Below are 3,207 nucleotides of genomic sequence, written 5' to 3' on the forward strand. Positions count from 1 at the left end.
GGGCGGCTGGGGGACCGGCCCGCCCCGCGCCTGGATCAGGCGACGGGCGTGCTCGCGGTGGCGGGCTCGCCGTTCTCGACCGGCGCCGTGCCGGCGAGCGCGGCGGCCAGCGCGGCGCCGAGGCCGGCGTCGACGTTGGTCCAGTACTGGATCGCGCGGGCGCGGATGACGTCGCTCTTCACCGCGCCGACGTGGCCGGTGATCGTCTCCAGGAACCGGGCGCGCGCGGCGTCGTCGAACACCTCGCGGTACAGCGTGCCGGCCTGGCCCCAGTCGTCGTCCTCGGGGTGCAGGGTCGCGGCGGAGCGCACGAGCTCGCCGTCCGCCTCCCAGCCGGCCGACTCCGCCGCGCGGGCCGGGTCGGCCGCCGGGCCGCCGACCGAGTTCGGCGCGTAGACCGGGACCTCGGGCGCGTTGAAGTGGTACCGCGCCGCGCCGTCCTTCGAGTACGAGTGCACCTCGGACTTCGGGGCGTTCACCGGGAGCTGCGCGTGGTTCGTGCCGACGCGGTACCGGTGGGCGTCCGCGTAGGAGAAGATCCGCGCGAGCAGCATCTTGTCCGGGCTGGTCGCGATGCCCGGCACGAAGTTGCTCGGCGCGAACGTCGCCTGCTCGATCTGGGCGAAGTAGTTCTCCGGGTTGCGGTTGAGCTCCATCACGCCGACCTCGATCAGCGGGTAGTCGGCGTGCGGCCAGACCTTCGTGAGGTCGAAGGGGTTGAACCGGTAGGTCTTCGCGTCCTGGTACGGCATGACCTGGACCGAGAGCGTCCAGCGCGGGAACTCGCCGTCGGCGATGTGCTCGAACAGGTCGCGGATGTGGTGGTCGGCGTCCGAGCCGGCGAGCTGCGCGGCCTCGTCGGCGGTCAGGTTGTCGATGCCCTGCTGGGACTTGAAGTGGTACTTGACCCAGAACCGCTCGCCGGCCGCGTTGATCCACTGGTAGGTGTGCGAGCCGAAGCCGTCCATCGTCCGCCACGAGCGCGGCAGGCCGCGGTCGCCCATGAGCCAGGTGACCTGGTGCGCCGACTCGGGGGACAGCGACCAGAAGTCCCACTGCATGTCGTTGTCGCGCAGGTTCGACCCGGGCAGGCGCTTCTGCGAGCGGATGAAGTCCGGGAACTTGATGCCGTCGCGCAGGAAGAACACCGGGGTGTTGTTGCCGACGAGGTCGTAGTTGCCCTCGGACGTGTAGAACTTCAGCGCGAAGCCGCGGGGGTCGCGCCAGGTGTCGGGGGAGCCGTGCTCGCCGGCGACGGAGGAGAACCGCGCGAGCATCTCGGTCTCGACGCCCGGCTGGAACAGCGCCGCGCGGGTGTACCGGCTGACGTCGCCGGTGGTGGTGAACGTGCCGAACGCGCCGCCGCCCTTGGCGTGCACGACGCGCTCCGGGACCCGCTCGCGGTTGAACTGCGCGAGCTTCTCGACCAGGTAGTGGTCGTGCAGGACGATCGGGCCGTCGGCGCCGACCGACTGCGAGTGCGCGTCGGACGCCACGGGGGCGCCGGAGTTGGTGGTCGTCGGGTGGACCTGGGTCACGGGGGTGTCCTTCCGGGTCGTCGGCAGGCCGGTCGAGGGCGCGCCGGGGACCGGTCGGGCAGGGTCGCCCGACCGGGAGTCGTGGGTCGGTGGTGCGGGGGTCGGGCCGGGGCGGCGGCTCGCCCGGGGCTGCGGTCAGTCGGTCGTGCGGCTGCGGCAGTCGGGGCACAGGCCCCAGAAGGTGACCTCGGCGGTCTCGACGGTGAAGCCGGACGTCGAGCTCGGGACGAGGCAGGGCGCCTCGCCGATGACGCAGTCGACGTCGTCGACCGCGCCGCAGGAGCGGCACACCACGTGGTGGTGGTTGTCGCCCACGCGGCGCTCGTAGCGGGCCGGGTGCCCGGCCGGCTCGATGCGCCGCAGGATGCCGGCGTCGGTCAGCGCGTGCAGGACGTCGTAGACCGCCTGCACCGAGACCGTCGGCACCGCCTCCCGGGCCCGCCGGAGCACGGCCTCCGCGTCCGCGTGCGGCAGGTCGGCGACGGCACCGAGCACGGCGAGCCGCGGCGCGGTGACCCGCAGGCCGCGGGCGCGGAGGAGCTCCGCGGCGTCGGTCGTGCGGTCGGCGGTGCGGCCCGCTGCGTGCGGGTGGCCGGCGCTCGCCGCGCCACCGGGTACGGCGGGTGCGTGCTGGTCGACGGGCATGCCGCAACCCTGGCACGTTTTCTGGAACTGTTCAAGCAGGGATCTGACGGCGTGTCACGTCGGATGCGTGACGCGGGGAACAGCGAAGGGCTCCGAGGTGTTCTGGTAGAGTCATTCACGACTGGCCTGGGTCGACGTGTGTCACCGCTTCACCGCGGGGGCGTCCGGCGGCCCGGGTGCACAAGTGGAGGCCACTCCCACCTGAGTCCCGACCGCCCGGTCCGCCGGCAGCAGGGTCCAGGTCTTCGGTCCAGGTCACGAGCCCCTCGCGGGAGCGTGGCCCGACGGCGCACCGTCTCCGACGGGGTGCCGTGGATCGTGTCGGCCCTCCACCTGTGCTCAGGTGCGAGGGCCTTCCTCGTTCCTGGAGGTCACCACTTCGACTTCGAGGAGCACCACATCAGCGAGCCCCGCATCAACGATCGGATCCGCGTCGCCGAGGTCCGCCTGGTCGGCCCGAACGGCGAGCAGGTCGGCATCGTCCGCGTGGAGGACGCGCTGCGCCTGGCCCAGGACGCCGACCTCGACCTCGTGGAGGTCGCGCCGGACGCCCGCCCGCCCGTCTGCAAGATCATGGACTACGGCAAGTTCAAGTACGAAGCAGACATGAAGGCCCGCGAGGCCCGGCGGAACCAGAGCAACACGGTTCTCAAGGAGATCCGCTTCCGCCTCAAGATCGACCCGCACGACTACGGCACCAAGAAGGGCCACGTCGAGCGGTTCCTGTCGGCCGGCGACAAGGTCAAGGTCATGATCATGTTCCGTGGCCGCGAGCAGTCGCGCCCGGAGATGGGCGTGCGCCTGCTGCAGCGTCTCGCGGCCGACGTCGAGGAGCTCGGCTTCATCGAGAGCATGCCGAAGCAGGACGGCCGCAACATGATCATGGTGCTCGGCCCGACCAAGAAGAAGGCCGAGCAGAAGAACGAGCAGCGCCGGGCCCGCGCCCAGCGCGAGCCGCTGCCCGAGGCCCCCGAGGTCGAGGAGACGGAGACCGCCGCCCCGGCCGAGGCCGCCGCCCCGGCCC

General features: G+C 72.2%; 3 protein-coding genes. 1 reads left to right on the top strand and 2 read right to left on the bottom strand.

Annotated elements, in window-relative coordinates; genetic code table 11:
- Positions 1-35: 35 nt before the first annotated feature.
- Together G6556_RS17910 and G6556_RS17915 are read right to left on the bottom strand one after the other, a co-directional pair.
- Positions 36-1,538, bottom strand: a complete 1,503-nt coding sequence (locus G6556_RS17910; RefSeq protein ID WP_166944376.1) for a catalase — start codon at positions 1,536-1,538, stop codon at positions 36-38.
- 135 nt (positions 1,539-1,673) lie between these two features.
- Positions 1,674-2,183, bottom strand: a complete 510-nt coding sequence (locus G6556_RS17915) for a Fur family transcriptional regulator (protein WP_166944378.1) — start codon at positions 2,181-2,183, stop codon at positions 1,674-1,676.
- A gap of 399 nt (positions 2,184-2,582) precedes the next feature.
- On the opposite strand from G6556_RS17915, the gene infC reads away from it, so the two are divergent.
- A partial coding sequence (gene infC / locus G6556_RS17920) for a translation initiation factor IF-3 (RefSeq protein WP_346774990.1) occupies positions 2,583-3,207 on the top strand: 625 nt, incomplete at its 3' end.

It is taken from the genome of Cellulomonas sp. IC4_254 (genome assembly GCF_011603975.1).
Lineage (GTDB): Bacteria > Actinomycetota > Actinomycetes > Actinomycetales > Cellulomonadaceae > Cellulomonas.

Coding starts and splice junctions, on each gene's coding strand:
- G6556_RS17915 (WP_166944378.1), bottom strand. CDS start 2,183: ATGCCCGTCGACCAGCACGCACCCGCCGTACCCGGTGGCGCGGCGAGC.